At 37.7% G+C, this 20,655-nt stretch carries 19 protein-coding genes and 1 tRNA gene; 11 read left to right on the top strand and 9 right to left on the bottom strand.

What is annotated here, in order from left to right:
- The first annotated feature begins 390 nt into the window (after positions 1-390).
- A complete protein-coding gene (locus ACZIX2_RS11725; protein WP_463340278.1) occupies positions 391-738 on the top strand; it encodes a toxin-antitoxin system YwqK family antitoxin in 348 nt (115 codons plus the stop codon).
- Positions 739-831: 93 nt separating this feature from the next.
- Here ACZIX2_RS11725 and ACZIX2_RS11720 read toward each other — a convergent pair whose 3' ends face one another.
- From ACZIX2_RS11720 to ACZIX2_RS11700, 5 genes are read right to left on the bottom strand one after another with little or no spacing between them, the layout of a single operon-like run.
- Entirely contained in the window at positions 832-4,005 is a 3,174-nt protein-coding gene (locus tag ACZIX2_RS11720) for an efflux RND transporter permease subunit (RefSeq protein WP_463340277.1), read from the bottom strand.
- Between the two features lie 26 nt (positions 4,006-4,031).
- Positions 4,032-5,099 carry an efflux RND transporter periplasmic adaptor subunit gene (locus ACZIX2_RS11715; protein ID WP_463340276.1) on the bottom strand — a complete coding sequence of 356 codons (1,068 nt, stop codon included), beginning with the start codon at positions 5,097-5,099 and terminating at the stop codon, positions 4,032-4,034.
- 2 nt (positions 5,100-5,101) lie between these two features.
- Complete coding sequence (locus ACZIX2_RS11710) at positions 5,102-6,445, bottom strand: TolC family protein (RefSeq protein WP_463340275.1); 1,344 nt, start codon at positions 6,443-6,445, stop codon at positions 5,102-5,104.
- 32 nt (positions 6,446-6,477) lie between these two features.
- On the bottom strand, positions 6,478-7,092 hold the full coding sequence (locus ACZIX2_RS11705) for a TetR/AcrR family transcriptional regulator (RefSeq protein ID WP_463340274.1): 615 nt from the start codon (positions 7,090-7,092) through the stop codon (positions 6,478-6,480).
- Positions 7,093-7,102: 10 nt separating this feature from the next.
- Positions 7,103-7,624, bottom strand: a complete 522-nt coding sequence (locus ACZIX2_RS11700) for a YceI family protein (protein WP_463340273.1) — start codon at positions 7,622-7,624, stop codon at positions 7,103-7,105.
- A gap of 252 nt (positions 7,625-7,876) precedes the next feature.
- On the opposite strand from ACZIX2_RS11700, the gene ACZIX2_RS11695 reads away from it, so the two are divergent.
- The 3 genes from ACZIX2_RS11695 (at position 7,877) to ACZIX2_RS11685 (ending at position 10,177) form a co-directional block, all read left to right on the top strand.
- Positions 7,877-8,851 (top strand): polyprenyl synthetase family protein, encoded by a 975-nt coding sequence (locus tag ACZIX2_RS11695; RefSeq protein WP_463340272.1) that lies wholly within the window; start codon positions 7,877-7,879, stop codon positions 8,849-8,851.
- A 79-nt stretch (positions 8,852-8,930) separates the two neighbouring features.
- Positions 8,931-9,284: a hypothetical protein gene (locus ACZIX2_RS11690; RefSeq protein WP_463340271.1), complete on the top strand. Its 354-nt coding sequence runs from the start codon at positions 8,931-8,933 to the stop codon at positions 9,282-9,284.
- 65 nt (positions 9,285-9,349) lie between these two features.
- Positions 9,350-10,177, top strand: coding sequence for an ion transporter (locus ACZIX2_RS11685; protein ID WP_463340270.1), 828 nt, complete (start codon positions 9,350-9,352; stop codon positions 10,175-10,177).
- 6 nt (positions 10,178-10,183) lie between these two features.
- Here ACZIX2_RS11685 and ACZIX2_RS11680 read toward each other — a convergent pair whose 3' ends face one another.
- A complete protein-coding gene (locus ACZIX2_RS11680) occupies positions 10,184-10,708 on the bottom strand; it encodes a hypothetical protein (protein ID WP_463340269.1) in 525 nt (174 codons plus the stop codon).
- A gap of 115 nt (positions 10,709-10,823) precedes the next feature.
- On the opposite strand from ACZIX2_RS11680, the gene ACZIX2_RS11675 reads away from it, so the two are divergent.
- Both ACZIX2_RS11675 and odhB read left to right on the top strand, forming a co-directional pair.
- Positions 10,824-13,610, top strand: coding sequence for a 2-oxoglutarate dehydrogenase E1 component (locus ACZIX2_RS11675; protein WP_463340268.1), 2,787 nt, complete (start codon positions 10,824-10,826; stop codon positions 13,608-13,610).
- A gap of 104 nt (positions 13,611-13,714) precedes the next feature.
- Positions 13,715-14,950: a 2-oxoglutarate dehydrogenase complex dihydrolipoyllysine-residue succinyltransferase gene (gene odhB / locus ACZIX2_RS11670; RefSeq protein WP_463340267.1), complete on the top strand. Its 1,236-nt coding sequence runs from the start codon at positions 13,715-13,717 to the stop codon at positions 14,948-14,950.
- Positions 14,951-15,140: 190 nt separating this feature from the next.
- Here the strand turns inward: odhB and ACZIX2_RS11665 are convergent, their stop codons facing one another.
- Positions 15,141-15,578, bottom strand: a complete 438-nt coding sequence (locus ACZIX2_RS11665; RefSeq protein WP_463340266.1) for a retropepsin-like aspartic protease — start codon at positions 15,576-15,578, stop codon at positions 15,141-15,143.
- An 84-nt stretch (positions 15,579-15,662) separates the two neighbouring features.
- On the opposite strand from ACZIX2_RS11665, the gene ACZIX2_RS11660 reads away from it, so the two are divergent.
- The 4 genes from ACZIX2_RS11660 (at position 15,663) to ACZIX2_RS11645 (ending at position 18,792) form a co-directional block, all read left to right on the top strand.
- Complete coding sequence (locus ACZIX2_RS11660; RefSeq protein WP_463340265.1) at positions 15,663-16,430, top strand: TatD family hydrolase; 768 nt, start codon at positions 15,663-15,665, stop codon at positions 16,428-16,430.
- 64 nt (positions 16,431-16,494) lie between these two features.
- Positions 16,495-17,631 carry a 1-acyl-sn-glycerol-3-phosphate acyltransferase gene (locus tag ACZIX2_RS11655; RefSeq protein WP_463340264.1) on the top strand — a complete coding sequence of 379 codons (1,137 nt, stop codon included), beginning with the start codon at positions 16,495-16,497 and terminating at the stop codon, positions 17,629-17,631.
- Entirely contained in the window at positions 17,621-18,649 is a 1,029-nt protein-coding gene (locus ACZIX2_RS11650; protein WP_463340263.1) for an asparaginase, read from the top strand. Before ACZIX2_RS11655 ends, ACZIX2_RS11650 begins: the two co-directional genes overlap by 11 nt.
- A 56-nt stretch (positions 18,650-18,705) precedes the next feature.
- Positions 18,706-18,792, top strand: a tRNA-Ser gene (locus tag ACZIX2_RS11645).
- A 121-nt stretch (positions 18,793-18,913) separates the two neighbouring features.
- Here ACZIX2_RS11645 and ACZIX2_RS11640 read toward each other — a convergent pair.
- The gene (locus ACZIX2_RS11640) at positions 18,914-19,462 is read right to left on the bottom strand and encodes a hypothetical protein (RefSeq protein ID WP_463340262.1); all 549 of its coding nucleotides are present in this window, start codon (positions 19,460-19,462) and stop codon (positions 18,914-18,916) included.
- Positions 19,463-19,627: 165 nt separating this feature from the next.
- Here ACZIX2_RS11640 and ACZIX2_RS11635 point away from each other — a divergent pair, with 165 nt between their 5' ends.
- Entirely contained in the window at positions 19,628-20,461 is an 834-nt protein-coding gene (locus ACZIX2_RS11635; protein ID WP_463340261.1) for a winged helix-turn-helix domain-containing protein, read from the top strand.
- Between the two features lie 6 nt (positions 20,462-20,467).
- Here ACZIX2_RS11635 and ACZIX2_RS11630 read toward each other — a convergent pair.
- Positions 20,468-20,655, bottom strand: a 188-nt coding sequence (locus tag ACZIX2_RS11630) for a hypothetical protein (protein WP_463340260.1), incomplete at its 5' end; no start/stop codon positions are given.

Below are 20,655 nucleotides of genomic sequence, written 5' to 3'. Positions count from 1 at the left end.
AAGCCCACTGGGCTTCCTCCTTTTAATTTCAAATGCCACAATTATGACTTCTATACATATTCCAATTTTTAGACTGCAAAAGTAAACACAAAAATTAAATTATTACTATTTGTTGCCCATATCCTTTTGATTTATCAATTCGAAAATGTTTGAAAAGAAAAACATCCAAAGCATAAAACCAAGTACACCATACAACACAACATCATTCTACTTCTGTAGGTGTCACAAACCACATAACCACTTGATTTGAAAGGAATTTAAGCAGCATTTTAAAAAATCCAATGTTAAGTTTTCGCTCAATGTTACGAAATTGTTACCAAAATGTTTTTTTAAAGTAAACAATTGCTTAATTTTGAGATAACAAACGGTAACAACTTAATTAGTAACGATATGAAAACATTTATAGCAACCTTAGCATTGGTTTTCTCTGGCATGGTATATGCACAAGACGCAAAACCGGTATTAGAACCTTTTGGAAAAAAAGTGAAAGCCACCTATTTCTATGAAAATGGCCAAATACAACAAGAGGGATTTTTTGAAAATGGAAAACTAGAAGGTTATTGGGTAGCTTACAATGAAGATGGCACCAAAAATTCTTCTGGTTTTTACAAAGATGGCGTAAAAGTAGGCAAATGGTTTTTTTGGAAAACAGATCAACTGAATGAAGTTGATTTTAACAAAAACGCCGTTGCTTCTGTAAAAAATTGGAAAAAAGAAGCTATTGCAGTTAAGAACTAAAACGTATATCTAGTAAAAAAATTGCCACCTTATTAAAGATGGCAATTTTTTTTACCCCCCAAAGTAAAAATCTTTAGGGGATTTTGCATTTGATTATAATGTATGCTTTGGATTAAAACCGTCCTCGCTTACTTCTGTATGCACATAATCGGCAGTCATTAAGGCTTCATAATCGGTTTTTTTCTCTTTACTAAAACGGTGAATAATTTTTTCCAGCAATTCATAAATCACAGGCACGATAATCAATGTTAAGAACAGCGAACTTAGCAATCCTCCAATGATTACCCATGCTAGACCGTTTTTCCACTCAGCACCAGCTCCTGAAGCAATGGCAATGGGAAGCATTCCAAAAACCATCGCAATTGTAGTCATCAAAATGGGGCGCAACCTTGCATGGTTGGCCTGTACTAAGGCTCTACGAATGGTTTCTCCGGCTTTACGTCGTTGATTGGTGTAATCCACCAACATAATCGCATTTTTACACACCAAACCAATCAACATAATCATTCCTAATATGGTAAAAATATTCAACGAATTGTTTGTCAAAGCCAAAGCCAATAACGCTCCAATAAAAGATAGTGGAACCGAGAACAACACCACAAATGGATGCGCAAAACTATCATACAAGGCTACCATAACCAAATATACTAAGATGATAGCAGCTAAAAGCGCTACTCCCAAAGTACCAAATCCTTCACTTTGGTTTTCTTGATCTCCAGCCCAGATATAATTTACTCCCGTTGGCTTTTCTAGTTTATCCAATTGTTTTTGCCATTGTGCCACGATTGTTCCAGATGGTACTCCAACGTTTTGTCCTTGAACGGTCACCGAAGCCGTTTTATCACGACGTTCCAATTGACTTGGTCCAGAACCTTCAGTAATTGTAGCAAATTGCGAAAGTTTAATTTGTTGACCCGCAGGATTAATAAAAATCAAATTACTCACATCATCCACATCCTTACGATTGAATGCATTGTATTTGATGTTGATGTCATATTCATATTCACCGGCTCTAAACTTTCCATCGGTGTTACCACTATAGGCAGTTTGCATAGTTAAACCTACGGTTTGTAAATTAAGTCCAAGCGCTGCCATTTTATCTCGATCAACTTTTACATTAATTTCAGGGTTTCCGTCTTCAACCGTTAATTTGATTTCGGTTGTTCCAGGAATTTTACGCAATTCAGCTTCTGCGAGTTTAGCAAATTTCATGGCGCTTTCTACGGATTGACCTGTTACTACTAATCCAAGTGTTGCATTCTCGGCCGTACCAAGAATACCTACTGGTACTGTTTTTACTTTTGAGCCCACTAACACTTTTTCCAGTTTACGTTTTATTTTGGCAGCAAAAACAGCCGCATCATCGGTACGGTCCTTTTGATCAATCATCTTCACGTTGATTTCTGCTTTGTAAGCCGTAGCTTGAGCGGCTCCAAATCCGTCACTGGTTTGTCCAATAGTCGTAATTTGACTAAACACATAAGGCTCTTTACTCAAGAATTGTTCTGCTTTTTGCGTCATGAAGTTCGTTTGTTCCAATGAAGCGTCTTTTGGCATTTCGATTTGCACCAAAAACTCACCACTATCTGAAGTGGCAAAAAACTCACCTCCAATAAATCCTAGTGGCAATAAGGCGATAGAACCAAAAAACAAGATCACAACAGCTATAAGTGTACGAACATAATGATCCAAACACCATTCTAAAATTTCTGTTACCCAATTGGTAAAACGAGTCAATTGACTTTCGAAAGCCAAAATGATTTTCTCAAAAAAGTTCTTTCCTTCTATGTGTTCTAATTTCCCAAAACGAGAAGAAAGCCATGGAATAATAGTAAAGGAAGCCAATAAGGACAACATTGTCGAAATTACAACCGTCATACAAAACTGGGTGATGATATTTGATACCAATCCGGTACTCATCGCAATTGGCAAGAACACCACCACAATTACAAGGGTAATAGAGGTTACCGTTGCTCCAATCTCAGCAGTACCATCGTATGCAGCACGAACTTTATTTTTACCCATTTCCATGTGGCGATATATGTTTTCGAGCACCACAATCGCGTCGTCCACCAAAATACCTACCACCAAAGAAAGACCTAATAAACTCATTAAGTTTAGGGTATAATCCAATAAGAAGATGCCAATAAATGTAGCAATCAATGACGCTGGAATGGAAACCATTACAATTAATGAATTTCGCACACTATGCAAGAAAAACAACATTACCACGGCTACCAATAATACCGCAATCAATAAATCATGCACCACAGAATCTGCGGCTTCAAGAGTAAAAATAGTACTGTCTTTGGCTACTTGAAGTTCTAAATTGACATTCTTATAATCTTCTTCGAGTTGTTTTACCGCCGTGTTGATCAACTCACTCACTGCAACCGCATTCGCATCCGATTGTTTTACCACTTGAAGAACAATGGCACTTTTTTGATTAATACGGGCAATTTTTTCAGCAATTTTCTGAGTATCCTGAATATCGGCAATGTCTTTCAAACGAATTTGAATACCGTTGTCTGAGGTTAAAACTAGATTTCTTAATTCGTCAACGGATTTGTATTTCCCCGCCAAACGAATCAAAACTTTTTGCTCTCGTGTTTGAATATTTCCGGTAGGGAAATCCAAATTGGAGGCCAATATCATTTGTTGTACTTGTTGTACCGACAAATTATATCCTTGCATTTTCACAGCATCCAGATTCACCTGTACTTCTCTTTCCTCGCCACCAATAATATTTACCTGAGCTACCCCTTGTACACGTGATAAAATTGGTGCAATTTTTTTATCGATCAAGTCATAAAATGATGCTTCATCCATTTTCCCATTGGCACCAATAGTCATAATTGGTAAATCGCTCAACGAAAATTTGGTCAACGATGGCGGATCAGCATCTTTGGGTAGATCACCCAAAATGGCATTGATTTTTCTTTGCGCGTCATTGATAGCAATATCGGCATCAGCATTGGATGTCAAAGCTACCGATACACTGGAAAGACTCTCGAAAGATTTAGATTCAATTTTCTTGATATTCTCCAAAGACGCAATCGCATCCTCTATTTTTTTGGTTACTGTATTTTCCACCTCACTTGGTGAAGCTCCTGGATATAGCGTGTTGATTGTAATTACGTTGGTTTCAAACTTGGGAATCAATTCGTAACCAAGTTGACTATAACTAAAAAGCCCTGCCAAGGTTAGTATGGTAAATAATACAATAACTAACGATGGACGCTTGATGGATATTTCTGCTAATTTCATAGATTTTGTTTTGAATTGAAGCCCAATTATTTAATAATCTCAACGGCTACACCGTCCTGAAGGTTGATTTGACCCGTTGTAATCACCATTTCGCCAATAGATAAACCTCCAATGATTTCCACTTTGTCACCCAAAATTCTACCAGCTGTAACTTTTTTGATTTTGGCTATACCATTCTCTACCACAAATACTTCATTACTGCTTACACTTCCAACGAAAGCACTTCTTGGAACTGTAGTCAACGCAGAACTTCCATTTGCTGGTTTAAAGATGGCACTTCCGTACATACCCGCCTTTAAAGAATTGTTCGTATTGTTCGCAATTTCCACTTCAACTGGGAAGTTTAAGTTAGTATCAGCTTTTGCGGCAATGAAAGTAATTTTACCCGTAAACGATTCATCTGGATAAACACTTGATTTTACCTCAATAGTGTTCCCTACTTTTAATGAAGCAACTTGCGCTTCGCTTACGGTAACATTTAATTTCAATTTGCTCACATTTACTATATCAAATAGTGCAGTGGCAGGCATAGAAGTTAATATAGAACCTGGTTCAATGTATTTCTTATTGATAATTCCACTAATAGGCGCTTTAATTTTGGTATCACCTACACTAATAGAGGCTTGCTTATAATTTGCCTCGGCATTTGTAAGAGCCAAACGCGCTTGATCTAATTGTTGACGTGTTACTCCTCCAGTTTTATAAGCATTTTCAAAACGAGTAAAATCCGATTTGGCGTTTAAATAATTGGCTTGAGCTGCTTTTGCATTTACATCAATAACATCACCTCTAATGATAGCCAATACTTGACCTACCACTACACGATCCCCTTCTTTGGCTAAAACTTGAATTACTTTTCCAGATTTTTCTGCAGAAAAAGTAAGTTCTTGAATAGGTTGAAAAACACCATTAGACATAAAATTCAAGGAAACTACTTCCGATTTTACTTGAGTAGCTTTTACGGCAACCTTTGCATTTTTTTCAGAAACAACAGCAATTTTTTCGGCATTAGACTGCTTGTTTTTTACTAAGATAAAAGCAATTGCACCCAAAGATGCCAAAAGGATTACGATGGTTTTAAAATTTATTTTCATGATTATTGGTTTACTAATGTTTTTAATTCCCCTTTAGATTTTATTAATTTAATTTCGGCCAAAATGTAATCCAAAATGGCGGCTGTGTAATTATTTTGCGCTTCGCTTGAAGCATTTTCAGCATCGAGCAAATCGGTCAATGAAGCTAATCCTTGTAAATAGTTATTGTTCGTATTTTTAAGAATTTCTTCGGCCAAACGCATGTTTTCTTTTTGATTGTTGATGGTAATCATGCTGTTTTCAATTTGCGTATTGGCATTTTTATAATCCAATTCCATGGCCAATTGAGTATCTTTGATATCCTCTTGAATCGAACGCAATTCTACATCGGTTTGTCTTACTCTGGCACGGGTTCCGAATCCTGAAAAAATAGGCACTCGTAAATTTAATCCGATGGAAGAAAAATCAGACCAGTACACGCCATTGGAAGGCAGTTTAAACCAAGGCATTTGTGGTCCTTGACCAAAGAAATTATAATTGGCTACCAAAGACAACGTTGGATAATAGCCTGCCAAAGCTGCTTTTTTCTGAAACTCTAACATTTCTTCTTGTTTTTTCAAAAGCAATATTTCAGTACGATTATTTGGATCTGGTGCTTCAGTCAAATCTACTGGACGTAATTTAAAATCATTATTTGGTAACTCAATTTTTGTAGAAATAGGCATTCCTATAAAGAATTTTAGCGTATTTTCTTGAAGAGTCAATAAATTCAGAATTTGTTGCTTTTGCGTAGTTACGTTGGTTACCCTTACATTCATACGGTCCAAATCTATTTTTTTAGCCAAGCCATTTTGAAATTGACCTTCTACGATGTCTCTAACTTTTTGTGTAATCTTGAAGGTGTTTTCCAATAAATCAAGTTTTTGCTTTAAAACATATATTTGATAATAGTTATTGGCCACCGCTTCAATTACTTGCTCCTCGGTAAGTTGATCATTAATTTGATAAAACTGACGCGTCGTTTTGGCCGCTCTTAATCCAGTAAACACCGATTGATCAAAAAGGTTTTGAGACAAGGTAATTCCTCCAATAGAATTCCATTTTTGACCAAATACTGCTTGTAATGTAGTACCTGGTTGACCAAAATTATCTCCATCAATTACTTGTGTTTGAAGAATCGGATTATAGGTTAAACTACCATTGAAAGCGATTTGAGGCAAAGCTCTAGAGCGGATTTCTTGAATTTGGTACTCACTATTTTCAATCTTGAGTTTTGATTTTTTGGCTTCGGCTTTATTCTCAAGTGCATAAGCTAAAGCGTCTTTCAAAGTGAGTTTCATCACTTCTTGAGCATGTATTTGACCCATAAATAAGGCAATACACAGTAAGGACAGTGGGTATTTCATAAAGTTGGTTTATATTAAATTCAAAAAATTGATTATACAATTGTGATAGGCTGCTGGGTATGTATGGCCAATTGTTTTTCTAGTTCAGCTATCCCAGCCGGTGTAGCCAAGGCTCTAGTATGGTATTCAAGGACCAATAATTCAAGTTCTTGTGCTTCCTTTTCAGACATGGTATTGCCATGAATGTCAAACAACAAAGTATAGTAAAACTTGATGTAAGTATCTATGGCAGCCTCATTTCTGTACAATCCCTCTGCTATTCCTTTTTCGATATTCTGTCTAAAAAAGGAAGTACATTCGGTAATTTCTCTAGTAATTACTTTTTGATAGATCTCAGGATAATGTTTCTTTAATTGATAAATAGGAGAACTATCAGCTGTTTTGAACATTTCTTTAAATTTCTTTTTAATTTCAAAGTTCTCTTCAATGGCATTGAAATTGGCTTTCACTATCGCATTTATTTGGTGATGAATTTCATTGTGCATCACTTCGGTGCTTTCCTCAATCAACACTTCTTTGTTGCAGAAGTATTTATAAATCGTTTTTTTGGAAATACACATTTCACTGGCAATATCGTCCATCGTAATGCTTTTGAAACCCAATCTCAAAAACAATTCACTGGCTTTTGCCATAATTTTTTCCTTCATAATTGTTCTTTTACACTACAAACTCTAAATTGGCTGTTAATTTTACTTCTTGCGCATAAGTACCTGTCATGCGGGGCTGTTCATCCGATTGCCATAAATTAAAATCTTCAGGCTTGATGGTAGTAGTTACCTCTAATGCGCCTTTGTTTTGACCGTCGTAATTGTGAATCCCTACAAATTCAGTGGCCAATTCTAAGGTTTTTGTCACATTTTTTATGGTCAAATCTCCTTTTAAAAAATTAATGTTGCGATGCACTTTTTCGAAAGAAGTCGACTTAAAACGAATCGTTGGACGTGCATCTTCTTTAAAAAAAGGATTCAATTTGGCCGCAGATCTACTCGAATCTTTTCGATTTACCGTTGGATTGATGTGCAAAACAAACTCTACTTCGGCGTCTTCTATTTCGTCATCTTGCATGACAACATAACCACTAAATTGATTGGTTGTCCCATCCATATAGGCAATCAATGAACCGTGATCTTCTAATAACACATCGGATTGAGCGGAGTTAATTCTGTTCTTTACATTCATAACTTGGGGAGTTAATAAAATTGATGTTACGTATTATTGATTTTGAGAGAACAAATATAGAAAGGAAACTTTAGGTACCAAAATAGTTTCCGTTGTTTTTTGAGCTTCTTCAAAAATTAACAATATTTTACATTTTAGGTCGATTTTGTTAACACAAGTTTAAAGTAATCAGATTTAATCTTAAACAATAAAAATGCAAATATATCATCATGGAGTTGTATATTTGACCTTAATTAAAAGAACATTAACATTATGCATTCCATCTCGGCGTACCAGACCTATTTTGAATCGTTTTTAGAGCAGCAATCGCTTGAAAAAGAACCCAAAAATTTGTACCTACCTATCCAATACATCCTGAATTTAGGCGGAAAACGCATACGTCCTATTTTAACTTTGATGGCCGCCGAAGTATTTGATGCCGATTACTCCAAAGCGCTACCCGCAGCCTTGGCTGTAGAGATGTTTCACAATTTTTCTTTAGTTCACGATGACATTATGGATGCGGCGCCACTACGTAGAGGGCACCAAACCGTACACGAAAAATGGGATACCAATACCGGAATTCTATCGGGTGATGCCATGTTAATATTAGCCTATCAAAATTTTGAAAAATACCAACCAAAAACCTTCAGAAAACTAGCTAAACTATTTAGTAAAACGGCTTTGGAAGTATGTGAAGGCCAACAATGGGATGTCGATTTTGAAACACGCAACGATGTTACCATCCCTGAGTATTTAAAAATGATAGAATACAAAACTGCTGTTTTGGTGGCTGCGGCTATGAAAATGGGAGCCATTATTGCTAAAACTTCCAAATCAAATGGAAATTTAATTTATGATTTTGGGTTAAATCTTGGATTAGCTTTTCAATTGCAAGATGATTATTTGGATGCCTTTGGAGATCCTGCCACCTTTGGAAAACAAGTGGGAGGCGATATTATAGAAAATAAAAAAACCTATTTATATCTAAAAGCGATCGAGTTTTCAAACGAGACTCAAAAAAGTCGCCTACTCCAATTGTTTTCACAATCATTCGAGGATAATACAGAAAAAATTCGTGAAGTCAAGCAAATTTTCGAAGACACTGGAGCCGCAAAAGCAACCCAAGAGGCTATAAAAGATTACACCATTAAAGCATTTGCTACCTTAGAAAAAATAAAAATAGCTACTGATAAAAAAGCGGTGCTAAAGGCTTTTGGAGAAAATTTAATGGGAAGAAAAGTATAAACATGGTTTTGCAATTTTAGAAATTAAGCATAAGGTTCAAATTCATTTTGATTTCCCAAATATCACACAAAACCAAGGTATGTATATAGCACCTCTAAACACCGATCATTTACTTTCAGAAGCTGAAAAAGCCAACTTGTACGAAAAATTGATACTTCAAATCAATAAAGATTTTAATTTGGCCAACGAAGGGGTTGATTTTCCATTGAGCTTGTTACCAGAGGAACTAAAAATTCAATTGCAAGAAAAAATCTATCGCCTCATACAGTATAAGTTTGCGGAATACCTCAATTTGTTATACATCATTGATGTCCCAGAAAAAGACATCAAACAACTCGATGGATCGGATATTATAGCATTGTCCGGACAAGTAGCCTTTTTAATACTAAAAAGAGAATGGCAAAAAGTGTGGTTTAGAAATTATTACAAATAATTCATACTGATATTTTATTCAATATCAACATTTTGCAAATACATTCAATTGATTATATTTACAAAATGAAGGCATTTAAAACCCAATTTGACGTATTCAAGCAAAAGGCCCAAATCATCATTTATGGCACCAACACTTTGGCAGGTCGCCTATTTGATTTGATACTGCTGGGTTTAATTGTTTTGAGCGTACTATTAATCATGTTGGAATCTGTCAAATCAATTGACAAAGAATACCATTTCTATCTGATGATATTCGAATGGATTATCACGGTATTTTTTACTATTGAATATATCCTGAGAATCATTACCATTAAAAGACCCCTACATTATATTTTTAGTTTTTATGGTTTAATTGATTTAATGGCCATATTACCCATGTACCTTTCTTTTGTTTTTAGTGGCGCTAATATATTTTTGGTCGTTAGAGCCTTTCGTCTGTTGCGATTGTTTAAAATTTTAAACCTTCCCCAATTTAACAACCACTCCAAACATTTGAGAGAAGCCTTGCTTGCAAGCAAAGGAAAAATAATGATCTTTATGTATTTTGTAGTCGTAAGTACCATCATTATTGGAGCCACTATGTATCTGGTTGAAGGTGAAAAAGGAGGATTTACCAGCATTCCCATTTCCATTTATTGGGCCATCGTTACCCTTACCACCGTGGGATATGGCGATATCTCGCCCATTACCCCTTTAGGGCAACTTATCGCCTCCATCGTTATGGTTTTAGGCTATGGAATTATAGCTGTACCCACAGGTATCGTTTCGGCAGAGATGGCCAAATCAAAAGATAACAGGCTAAAAAGCCATGAAAAAGTTTGTGAACAATGTGGCAATGCGGATCATCTTGAGAATGCTAGATATTGCCAACAATGTGGAGATGAGTTATAAAAAACGTTAGAAATACACTCTCACAAAAGGCATAAAAGCTTCGCTATAGATGCTTTTGTTGTCATCATGCAAAACGTCATAACGCACCCCAAAGGTAACATTATTGGCTCTATAACCCGCACCCAAATACAAGGCCGTATTCCAGAAATTGAGTGAGCCACCAAACCTAAAGTCGGTATTAAAACGCAATTGCTCTAATTCTGCCGAAAGTTGAATTTGAGGTATGGGGTTCACTAACCCAATTACACTACCGCCATAAGTAAACGTTTCATAACTGTTTCTTACTTTGATATAGCCTAATTGCAAACTTCCCCCGACAGCCAAAAATGGGTTCACATTATAAATAGCACTAGGAGCAATAGAAACATCTGTAAAACCCGATCCAAAATTCAAACCAAGCCCTCCTCCAAACTGTATTTTTTTGTTAATTCCATAAGATTGCGCCTGTTGCGCATATAACGATTGCGTAAATCCGACTAAGACAAAAACTACAATTGCAGTAATAGCCACAAAAAATTCATTTTTTTTCATAGTAAAGGGTGTTTTTTAACATTTTTCAGAGTAAATGTAAGGAAAAAAATGATTAATATATAACTGTTTATTGTACTTTTGTCGGACTATTTTAAAATACTTTCAAACAAAAATTATGGATAGGTTTTCATTTTTAAACGCAGCACATACCGAATTTTTTGCACAATTATATGATCAATATTTAGAAAATCCAGATAGTGTTGAACCCAGTTGGAGAAGTTTTTTTCAGGGGTTCGATTTTGGAATGACTACTTACAACGAAGAAAACCCAGTGTACCATTCTGCCCCAGTAGTTTCCAACACAACACCTACAAACACTGCTGACGCTAATGCCATTTCTGAAAAGCTTCAAAAAGAGTTTAAAGTAATTAAATTAATTGACGGCTACCGTATGCGAGGGCATTTGTTTACCAAAACAAACCCTGTTCGCGATCGTCGTGTGTATTTGCCTACTTTAGACATTGAAAACTTTGGACTTGTGGCTTCGGATATGGATGTGGTTTTTGATGCTGCCAAAGTAATCGGTAAAGAGCCTTGTACTTTAAGAGAACTCATTGGACACTTAGAACGTATTTATTGTCAACATATCGGTATTGAATATGTATTTATTCGTAAACCAGAAATCGTGGAGTGGATTCGTCAAAAAATCCGTATCAACGACAACCAACCTAATTTCTCTATTGATGAGAAAAAGGTGATTCTTGAAAAATTGAACGAAGCCGTTTCGTTTGAAAACTTCTTACACACCAAATACGTAGGGCAAAAACGTTTTTCTCTAGAAGGTGGCGAAACCATTATTCCTGCGCTTGATGCTTTGATTGAAAAAGCAGCCGATAAAGGTGTGGAGCAATTCGTAATGGGAATGGCACACCGTGGCCGTTTGAACGTTTTGGCCAATATCTTTGGAAAATCTACCCAAGACATTTTTAGCGAGTTTGATGGTAAAGACTACGATCAAGAATATTTTGATGGTGACGTAAAATACCATTTAGGATTAACCGCCGACAAAGTAACCCGTAAAGGCAAGAAAATCAACATCAATTTGGCACCAAACCCTTCGCATTTAGAAACGGTAGGAGCTGTAATTGAGGGGATTTCAAGAGCCAAACAAGACAAATACTTTGCAGATGATTTTTCCAAAGTACTACCTATTGCAGTTCATGGTGATGCTGCTATTGCAGGACAAGGTATTTTGTACGAAATCGTGCAAATGGCACAATTGGATGGTTACAAAACAGGCGGAACCATTCATATTGTTATCAACAACCAAGTAGGATTTACGACTAACTACTTAGACGCGCGTTCTTCAACCTATTGTACCGATATTGCCAAAGTAACACTTTCGCCAGTATTGCACGTTAATGCCGATGATGCCGAAGCTGTAGTACACGCCATGTCTTTTGCCCTAGATTTTAGAATGGAGTTTGGCAAAGACGTATTTATTGACTTATTAGGCTATAGAAAATACGGTCACAACGAAGGGGATGAGCCAAGATTTACACAACCGGTTCTATATAAATTGATTGCCAAGCATCAAAATCCTAGAGATATCTATGCCGAAAAACTATTGGCAGAGCGCGTAATTGACGCAACTTATGTCAACCAAATCGAAAAAGAATACAAAGATAAACTTAACGATAACCTTGAAGCGTCTCGTAAAAAAGACTTGACAATCATCACGCCATTCATGCAAAATGAGTGGGAAGGGTACCAACAAGTAACTGCAGTAGAAATGCTTCAAAAAGTAGACACTGCGTACCCTAAAGAAGGGCTAGATGTTATCATTGATACGATTTCAACTTTGCCCTCTGATAAAAAATTCATTAACAAAATCAACAAGATCATAACCGATAGAAAAGTTGGTTACGAAAACAATACAATCGACTGGGGAACTGCCGAAGCCATGGCTTTTGGCACCCTATTGACCGAAGGTTTTGATGTTCGTATTTCTGGACAAGATGTGGAACGCGGAACATTTTCGCACCGTCATGCGGTTGTAAAAGTAGAAGATTCTGAAGAAGAAGTGATTTTATTGAATCATCTAGAAGGCAAAAAAGGAAACTTTAGCGCCTTTAACTCACACCTTTCGGAGTATGGTGTTTTAGGTTTTGACTATGGTTATGCCTTAGCCAATCCAAAATGCTTGACCATTTGGGAAGCACAATTTGGTGATTTCTCAAACGGAGCTCAAATCATGATTGACCAATACATTTCTTGTGGAGAGGACAAATGGAACAACCAAAACGGAATCGTAATGCTATTGCCCCATGGTTATGAAGGACAAGGAGCAGAACACTCTTCGGCTAGAATGGAACGTTATTTACAATTGTGTGCCCGTCAAAACATGTATGTGGCTGATTGTACTACACCTGCTAACTTTTTCCACTTGTTGAGAAGACAAATGAAAACCAATTTCCGTAAACCATTGGTAGTATTCACACCAAAGAGTTTGTTGAGAGACCCAAGATGCGTTTCGGCTGTAGAAGAATTCACTCATGGCGAATTCCAAGAAACTATCGACGATACCTCAGTTAACAAAGCAGAGGTGAAAACTTTAGTATTCTGTACTGGTAAGTTTTACTATGACATCACAGCGGAAAGAGCTAATAATGGCAGAAATGATGTAGCTGTAGTTCGTATCGAACAGTTATTCCCATTGCCAATCGAACAATTGAAAGCTATCATTGCACTATATCCAAATGTTGATGATTACGTTTGGGCACAAGAAGAGCCTAAAAACATGGGGGCTTATACTTACATGTTGGCCAATTTCGATTTAGTAAAATGGAGACTTGCTTCATTAAAAGCCTATGCAGCGCCAGCATCTGGAAGTTACACTAGAGCAAAACGCCGTCATGCCGATGCAATTAGAATGGTATTTGATAAAAATTTATTTAGATAAAAGCTTCAGTGTTTTTTAGTTAGTTATATCATTTTCAATACAAACTAAAAAATCATAAGCCTCAAACTAATAACCATAAACTACAAACAATAAACTAAAAGAAGATGATTTTAGAAATGAAAGTCCCATCACCAGGGGAATCCATCAAAGAAGTAGAAATAGCCACTTGGTTGGTAAAAGATGGTGATTATGTAGAAAAAGATCAAGCAATTGCCGAAGTAGATTCTGATAAAGCTACTTTAGAGTTGCCAGCAGAAGCTAGCGGTATCATTACCTTAAAAGCAGAAGAAGGAGATGCTGTAGCCGTTGGTGCTGTAGTATGTCATATCGATACAAGTGCTGCTAAACCATCAGGCGCAGCAGCAGTGGCTACTCCAGTAGCTGAAACTCCAAAAGCGGAAGCAAAAGTAGAAGCTCCAGCTCCAGTAGCTGCTCAACCAGCTCCAGCAGCACCAAGTTACGCTGCAGGCACGCCTTCACCAGCCGCTAGAAAAATTTTAGACGAAAAAAATATCGCTCCAGAAACCGTTGTTGGTACTGGTAAAGCGGGACGAATTACTAAAGACGATGCCATCAATGCCGTAGCTTCTATGGGAACGCCAACTGGAGGCAACCGTGGCTCAGAGCGCACTAAATTATCGATGTTACGTAGAAAAGTATCAGAGCGTTTAGTAGCTGCTAAAAACGACACGGCCATGTTGACTACTTTCAATGAAGTAAACATGACCCCAATCAATAACTTACGCAACGAGTACAAAGATGCTTTCAAAGCGAAGCATGGCGGAGTGAGCTTAGGATTCATGTCATTTTTCACCAAAGCGGTTACTAGAGCCTTACAATTGTATCCAGATGTAAACTCTATGATTGATGGTGATTATAAAGTGGCTTACGATTTCTGCGATATTTCGATTGCAGTTTCTGGTCCAAAAGGATTAATGGTACCTGTAGTTCGTAATGCTGAAAACTTAACATTCCGTGGTATCGAAGCTGAAATCAAACGTTTGGCTATCAAAGCTCGCGAAGGACAAATCACGGTAGATGATATGACAGGAGGAACTTTTACGATCACTAACGGTGGTGTTTTTGGCAGCATGTTGTCTACTCCTATCATCAACCCTCCACAGTCAGGAATCTTAGGAATGCACAACATCATCGAGCGTCCTATAGCCGTAAACGGTAAAGTAGAAATTCACCCTATGATGTATGTGGCACTTTCGTATGACCACCGCATCATCGACGGACGCGAATCGGTTGGTTTCTTAGTAGCCGTGAAAGAGGCTCTAGAAAATCCAGTAGAATTGCTTTGTGATAACAATCCTAAAAAAGCATTTGAGTTGTAATACAATTCGATCTTCAATAGTAAAATCCCAAATTCCAAGATTGGTTTTTGGGATTTTTTTTGGGTCTTTTTACAACAAATGTTGTATAGAAATACGCATCGCAATAGCGATAGGAACGGCAGCTTTTGCAAAACTACCCTTTATGGTTTTGCAAAACTATAGTGGATAGCGCGGTGCCTTGGCAATTGCCCTATTTTAAATACAAATAATGGTTGTAGTAATCGATAATGGCTTGCCCTTTGAGTAATACATCGGCGCCAATGATTCCATGAACTGGTTTGGCTTTATGTTGTACTAGCGCTTCGTTGACGTGCGACAAATCAAAAATAACTAAAGACGCCTCTTGGTGTTTCCATCGGCCCAATTGTAACGTATTGTTGACCGAGAGTTGGGTATGCATACCGGTTGCCCCTGCACCTGAGGCTTTGGTTTTGGAATGTTGGGCTTCTAATTGAAAAAAGTCAATGCTTTCAAACCCAACACAACTGCTAGAAGCTCCGGTATCCAAAATAAAATTACCTCGAATGCCGTTGATTTTAGCTTTAATCAACAAATGCTGTGTTCGGATAATTTTAAAACGAATTTTGCGGTAATTTTCGGATTGTAAAATGGCGTGCAGGTTTTCCATACGACTAAAGTATTGTCAAAAGTAGCCTAAAATTTGCAAATCTACTAGTGCAAAATACTAACTTTGCACCCGAAAATTGAAAAGATGATACTTACTGATACGCATACCCACTTATATTCTGAAGAATTTGACCAAGACCGCCACGAAATGATGCAAAGAGCCATCAATGCTGGCGTTTCCCGTTTTTTTATTCCGGCAATTGATTCCAACCACACCTCGGCCATGTATGATTTGGAACAAAAATACCCAGATCAAGTGTTCCTTATGATGGGCTTACATCCTACTTATGTAAAAGATAATTACCTAGAAGAATTACAGCATGTGGAAACCGAATTGGCGACCAGAAAATTCTACGCAGTGGGCGAAATTGGCATCGATTTGTATTGGGACAAAACTCACATAAAAGAACAACAAATCGCCTTTAGACAACAAATTCAGTGGGCAAAAAAATACCATTTGCCAATTGTTATACATTGCCGCGAAGCTTTTGATGAAATTTTTGAAATTCTAGAAGAAGAAAAAAGTCCAGAATTGTTCGGGATTTTTCATTGCTTTACCGGCACTTATGAGCAAGCCCTTCAGGCCATTTCCTACAACATGCTTTTAGGGATTGGTGGAGTGGCTACGTTTAAAAACGGCAAAATTGATCAATTTTTGCACAAAATTGATTTACAACACATTGTCTTAGAAACCGACGCTCCTTATCTGGCCCCTATCCCATTTAGAGGCAAGCGAAATGAGAGTAGTTATTTGCTGCAAGTGGCCAGCAAACTGGCTTCAATTTATCAACTCAGTGTTGCAGAAATAGGCCAAATTACAACCGAAAACTCCAAAAGGGTTTTTGGGATTTAAACACAAAAGTGCCTTAGTTTGTGATTTTTTTTGTTCTTTTGTTCACTCTAAACGTAAAAATATAATGCAAAAATTTGACGCAATTCGTTCCTATTATGATGCCGAAGTAAATGAGGCCCTACGAGAAGTAGTACCCCATCCGATGATGAAAGCATTAATGCAATTCTCTTTGCCAAATGTGGCTGAAGAGGTTTGGAAAGAACAATTGTTAAAAATCAATACTATCACTGATTTCCAATGCAAATTTATATACCAATCCGTATTAAAAGTATTGGAAAGAAGTTCCGAAGGCCTTACCACTTCTGGATTTGATCGTTTAGAGAAAGATACTGCGTATTTGTTCATCTCGAATCATAGGGATATTTTACTGGACACCACCCTACTCAATGCTACGCTATTTGAGAAAGGATTGGTCATGACCGCATCAGCCATTGGAGATAATTTGGTACAAAAGTCCTTTTTAAAAATATTAGCCAAACTCAACCGCAATTTCTTAGTATTGCGTGGCCAATCGCCAAGGGAAATGCTACAAAGCTCCAAACTCCTGTCAGAATACATCGGACAATTGTTAATGCATGAAAATCGTTCGGTTTGGATTGCACAACGCGAAGGTAGAACCAAAGACGGCAATGACGCCACCAATCCCGGTGTATTGAAAATGCTTGGCATGGGTTCCGACGAAAAAAATGTGATGCACTATTTCAAAAAAGTAAAAATTGTGCCAGTATCCATTTCTTACGAATACGACCCTACCGATGTTTTAAAAATGCCACAATTATTAGCACAAGCCAATAACGAAGTGTATGTGAAAGAGAAAAATGAAGACTTTCAGAATATCATGAGTGGCGTAATGGGGCAAAAAAAACGCATTCACATTCATGTGGGCAAAGTGATTGACTCAGAAATAGATACGATCCTGGCCAATGAAGAAAACAGCAACAAACAAATCCTTGCACTGGCACAATGCATAGACGATTCTATTTTGTCCAACTACAGGTTGTGGCCTACCAATTTCATTGCCTACGATTTGTTGCATCAATCCTCAACTTACGCACATAAATACACCGAAAACGAAAAATCGCTATTCTTACGTCGTCTAGAACTGCGTATAGACCACGACAATCCTGTGGTTTTAGAAGGTTTTTTATCGATGTATGCCAATCCAGTTATCAATCAACGCAAATACAATCATGAACTCTAATATCAAAATACTTTTGATTTATACCGGTGGGACCATTGGTATGCAAAAAGATTTTGAAACGGGCGCTTTGAAGGCCTTCAATTTTAAAAAGCTTTTACAACGGGTACCCGAATTGCAACTTTTGGATTGCGACATTGAAACTTTCTCCTTTGAAAACCCAATAGATTCCTCGAATATCGCTCCCGAACATTGGGTCGCCATAGCCGAGGTAATCGAATCCCAATACGAAGCATTTGACGGCTTTGTAGTATTGCACGGATCAGATACAATGTCGTATTCTGCTTCGGCCTTGAGCTTTATGCTCGAAAACCTAAGCAAACCCGTTATCTTTACTGGCTCACAATTGCCCATAGGGGATTTGCGTACCGATGCCAAAGAAAATTTAATTACAGCTATACAAATTGCCTCCTTACAAAAATCTGGCAAGCCTGTAGTTACCGAAGTAGGCTTGTATTTCGAATACAAATTGTATCGCGGCAACCGTACCACCAAATTGAGCGCCGAGCATTTCAACGCCTTTGGTTCGCCCAATTATCCCTTTTTGGTCGAATCGGGTGTGCATTTAAATATTAACGAGTCCTTATTATTGCCTTATGACGCCTCAAAACCACTACGCGTTCATAAAGATTTTGACACGAATGTCCTTATTCTAAAACTTTTCCCAGGGATCAATCAGCACCTCATTGAAACCATTTTTAAATTACCCGATTTAAAAGGAATCGTACTAGAGACCTTTGGCGCAGGTAATGCTATTACGGCCGAATGGTTTATAACTGCTATCGCCAATGCTATTGCAGCTGGTGTTCACATCATCAACGTGACCCAATGTTCGGGGGGAAGCGTCAATATGGGGCAATACGAAACCAGTTCGCAACTCAAAAAAATTGGCGTTATCTCTGGCAAAGATTGTACAACCGAAGCCGCAATAACCAAATTAATGCATTTGTTAGGACAAAAGACTCCCCCATCTCAATTTAAAACCTTATTTGAAAAGGAAATTCGAGGAGAAATGGGATAATAGTGGTGAATTATTTTCAAAAACCATTTTTTTTTAAGTTATTTGCAATCCCAAAAAGAGAGGTGTCCGAGTGGTTGAAGGAGCAAGCCTGGAAAGTTTGTATATGGGTAACTGTATCGTGGGTTCGAATCCCATCCTCTCTGCTAACAATTTCCTACAACAACAAAACCCACTAAATGTTTCCTTTAGTGGGTTTTTTATATTTTACCGTTACCTAATTCGAGACTAACCACTTACATTTCAAAATAGAAGTTTTACTTCACCTCAACACCCATTATTTTTGCTCAAATCACGTTCAAAGAGCACCTTATTGTCGTGTTCAATATAGTCGCTCGATAAAATCAAATGGGGATGATTGGGAGAAAGTCCGGCGCTGCGGCTTTTGATAGTTATTGTGTCATTAACTTTTAGGTCTTTTAATAGCTCGAATTCTTTAGGAATGAATTGCATCATGTATCGTTCACCCATAATTTCCACAATAAGCCATTTGGGTCCCGAATTATTGGTACTTGGACGCTGATAGTTTATACAAGTAACCACGGCTTCGATTTTGCTGAAAGCTTTTAAAGAAGGCTTTAATTTTTCATAACTAGCCTGCACTTTTTTGCCTAATGGAGAAACTTTCCAAGCCATATACCGTTTGCCGTCAGGAGAAGCCTCCCATTTTTTTCTTGCTTTTTCATTGGCTTTTTTGTCAGCAATCGAGCTTGGTTTCTTGGGGGAATTGTCTTCATTTTTCATTTCACAATTAGCCAATACTACTCCGCTTAGTAAAATCAGGGTTAAGGTCAACAAATAGATGGTTTTTTTCATAACGTTGTCGTTTTTTAAAATTGATACTGCGAATGTATTTGAATATTTTAAGGCTGAAGCAATTGGGATTGTAAATAAAAATGTAAACTTTGTAAATATAAACTTGACACTATGCAATTTACACAATATCTCCTTTCCAGACAACGCAACTACCTCTTCGGATGGATGGGCCTCTTATTTATTGTGGTAATCTGCGTTGGATTTAGCTTTCGGGATAAGGACAACTATGCTAGTTCTAAACGAGAAGTGTTACTGCGCCGTATTGGACACGACATACTCCTGCAGTCTGGCGACAGTACTTCAAGAGTGCTTCCCATCAAAAAGATAGCCGAAAACGAGTATCAAATCACTTTTGAGAGTGCGTTTAGCTTTCAACCCGATGCTCTGGTGAAAACGACGCAGCGTTGGTTAGCCAAAGACCCGCTCGCCAACGATTATGTGGTTAGCGTGCTTAACTGCGCCAACGCGACTGTCACTTATGGATACGCCATTTCCAAAAACAAAAAAGACGATATTGTAGCCTGTCTAGGAAGAAAACAACCGGTAGCTTGTTATACCATCAACATTACCTTTAAACCCAATGGCTTCGCAACAAACTATGGGTATATTTTGGGAGGTTTGTCCTTTTTTGCCCTGCTTGGTTTTGTTTTTTTGAAGCCAGCTAAGCCGAAAAATACGGTAGGTAAAACCGAGGATGACAAGTTATTTACTTTTGGTTTGGTCGTGTTTGATGCGCAACAACGTCAACTGCAAATCAACGAAACAATCGAAGTTTTGACCGCAACCGAAACGCGTTTGTTGCGCATCTTTGCTTCAGCTCCCAACGAAACCATAGCCCGAAGCCGCTTGCAAAAAGAGATTTGGGAAGACGAAGGCGTCATCGTAGGCCGTAGTCTGGATATGTTCATCTCAAAACTTAGAAAAAAACTAGAATTAGACCCAAAGACTAACATCATAGTGGTACGCGGCAAAGGATACAAGCTGGAAGTAACGGCTTAAGGAAAACTATCGCGTTCGAAATGGGAATTCGAAGGAATGCATTCGTGTCATTCGTGTTTGTTTTTTTAGGAGCAGTAGTTCTTTGCGCACCACACGAGTTGTCCCGCTGTTCGTTACAATCTCTTGTGCTGAACCCCAGCACAAGAGGATTTCCACTGCCATCCTACCGTCTGGACACAAATATTTATATTTGA

It is taken from the genome of Flavobacterium riviphilum (genome assembly GCF_055231795.1).
The sequence above is the reverse complement of the archived record's forward strand: the minus strand, read 5'-3'. Positions and strand labels throughout refer to the sequence as shown.

Excerpts from the sequence above, each read along its gene's own strand:
- ACZIX2_RS11725 (WP_463340278.1), top strand. The coding sequence starts at position 391 with ATGAAAACATTTATAGCAACCTTAGCATTGGTTTTCTCTGGCATGGTA.
- ACZIX2_RS11720 (WP_463340277.1), bottom strand. The coding sequence starts at position 4,005 with ATGAAATTAGCAGAAATATCCATCAAGCGTCCATCGTTAGTTATTGTA.
- ACZIX2_RS11715 (WP_463340276.1), bottom strand. The coding sequence starts at position 5,099 with ATGAAAATAAATTTTAAAACCATCGTAATCCTTTTGGCATCTTTGGGT.
- ACZIX2_RS11710 (WP_463340275.1), bottom strand. The coding sequence starts at position 6,445 with ATGAAATACCCACTGTCCTTACTGTGTATTGCCTTATTTATGGGTCAA.
- ACZIX2_RS11705 (WP_463340274.1), bottom strand. The coding sequence starts at position 7,092 with ATGAAGGAAAAAATTATGGCAAAAGCCAGTGAATTGTTTTTGAGATTG.
- ACZIX2_RS11700 (WP_463340273.1), bottom strand. The coding sequence starts at position 7,624 with ATGAATGTAAAGAACAGAATTAACTCCGCTCAATCCGATGTGTTATTA.
- ACZIX2_RS11695 (WP_463340272.1), top strand. The coding sequence starts at position 7,877 with ATGCATTCCATCTCGGCGTACCAGACCTATTTTGAATCGTTTTTAGAG.
- ACZIX2_RS11690 (WP_463340271.1), top strand. The coding sequence starts at position 8,931 with ATGTATATAGCACCTCTAAACACCGATCATTTACTTTCAGAAGCTGAA.
- ACZIX2_RS11685 (WP_463340270.1), top strand. The coding sequence starts at position 9,350 with ATGAAGGCATTTAAAACCCAATTTGACGTATTCAAGCAAAAGGCCCAA.
- ACZIX2_RS11680 (WP_463340269.1), bottom strand. The coding sequence starts at position 10,708 with ATGAAAAAAAATGAATTTTTTGTGGCTATTACTGCAATTGTAGTTTTT.
- ACZIX2_RS11675 (WP_463340268.1), top strand. The coding sequence starts at position 10,824 with ATGGATAGGTTTTCATTTTTAAACGCAGCACATACCGAATTTTTTGCA.
- odhB (WP_463340267.1), top strand. The coding sequence starts at position 13,715 with ATGATTTTAGAAATGAAAGTCCCATCACCAGGGGAATCCATCAAAGAA.
- ACZIX2_RS11665 (WP_463340266.1), bottom strand. The coding sequence starts at position 15,578 with ATGGAAAACCTGCACGCCATTTTACAATCCGAAAATTACCGCAAAATT.
- ACZIX2_RS11660 (WP_463340265.1), top strand. The coding sequence starts at position 15,663 with ATGATACTTACTGATACGCATACCCACTTATATTCTGAAGAATTTGAC.
- ACZIX2_RS11655 (WP_463340264.1), top strand. The coding sequence starts at position 16,495 with ATGCAAAAATTTGACGCAATTCGTTCCTATTATGATGCCGAAGTAAAT.
- ACZIX2_RS11650 (WP_463340263.1), top strand. The coding sequence starts at position 17,621 with ATGAACTCTAATATCAAAATACTTTTGATTTATACCGGTGGGACCATT.
- ACZIX2_RS11640 (WP_463340262.1), bottom strand. The coding sequence starts at position 19,462 with ATGAAAAAAACCATCTATTTGTTGACCTTAACCCTGATTTTACTAAGC.
- ACZIX2_RS11635 (WP_463340261.1), top strand. The coding sequence starts at position 19,628 with ATGGGCCTCTTATTTATTGTGGTAATCTGCGTTGGATTTAGCTTTCGG.